At 68.8% G+C, this 1,111-nt stretch carries 1 protein-coding gene; it reads left to right on the top strand.

Features of this window, described 5'->3' with window-relative positions:
- Positions 1 to 57 precede the first annotated feature (57 nt).
- A complete protein-coding gene (locus ACFU7Y_RS44125) occupies positions 58 to 1,086 on the top strand; it encodes an IS630 family transposase (protein WP_380772100.1) in 1,029 nt (342 codons plus the stop codon).
- Positions 1,087 to 1,111: the final 25 nt, after the last annotated feature.

Genomic DNA, 1,111 nt, shown 5'->3' with positions numbered 1-1,111 from the left:
TGAGCCGAAACGGCTTGGTTGCCTGCTCGTTGACACGGTGTGATCGAGGTCGGGGACATGCGGCGGCTGTCGCCTACGGCGCAGGAGGGTCTGCGCCTGCGGGTGGTGGCGGCGATGGCATCGGGGCAGGTTCGTACGTACGAGCAGGCTGCGGAGACGTTCGGCGTCTCCGAGCGGTCGGTCGGGACCTGGTGGCGGGCCTACCAGGTCGGCGGCAGGGATGCCCTGCTGGCCAAGAAGCGCCAACCGCGCGCCGGGATGGGCGAGTTGATCGGAAAGGCCGAGCGGTCTGCGATCCTGCAGGCGATGCGCGACTACACGCCGGCCGACATCGGGCAGACGGGCGTGATGTGGACCCGCGCCTCGGTCCGAGCGCTGATCAGGATCGTCACCCGGGTGACCATGACCGAGCAGGGGGTGGGCAAGTGGCTGCGCCGGCACGGCTTCACCCCGCAGCGACCGGCACGCCGCTCCTATCAGCAGCAGGACGACCAGGTGCGGGCCTGGCTGGACGAGCAGTACCCGGCCATCGCCGCGCGGGCCAAGGCGGAGAAGGCCGAGCTGGTCTGGGCCGACCAGTGCGGACTGCGCTCGGACACCGCACCGCCGGGCCGGTCCTGGGCCCCGGCCGGGCAGACACCGGTGGTGCGGGTGAACGGCAAGAGGTTCAAGGTCAACGTCATGTCCGCCGTCGCCTCGCGCGGCGCGCTGTGGTTCACCGTCTTCCCAGGAAAGTTCAACGCCACGGTCTTCTGTACGTTCCTCGATCGGCTCGCCCGCCAGGCCGGCCGGAAGGCCCATGTGATCGCCGACCGACATCCCGTCCATCGCAGCAAGGCCGTCAAGCAATGGCTGGCTGCGAACGCCGAGCGCATCGAACTGCACCTGATGCCCGGCTACAGCCCCGAGCTCAACCCGGACGAGCTGCTGAACGCCGACCTGAAGCGGCACATCAACGCAGGCAGGACCACATCAGCCGACCACCTCGCCCACGAGACCCGCCGCTTCCTTCGCCGACGGCAGCGCCAGCCCCGCATCGTGTGCGGCTACTTCAAGGCCCCACACGTCTGCTACGCGATCATGTAGGAAACCGAGCCATTTCGGCTCAATA

The sequence above is a fragment of the Kitasatospora sp. NPDC057542 genome, from assembly GCF_042801945.1.
Lineage (GTDB): Bacteria > Actinomycetota > Actinomycetes > Streptomycetales > Streptomycetaceae > Kitasatospora.
Note: the sequence above shows the minus strand (reverse complement) of the source record. Positions and strands in the feature narration are given on the sequence as shown.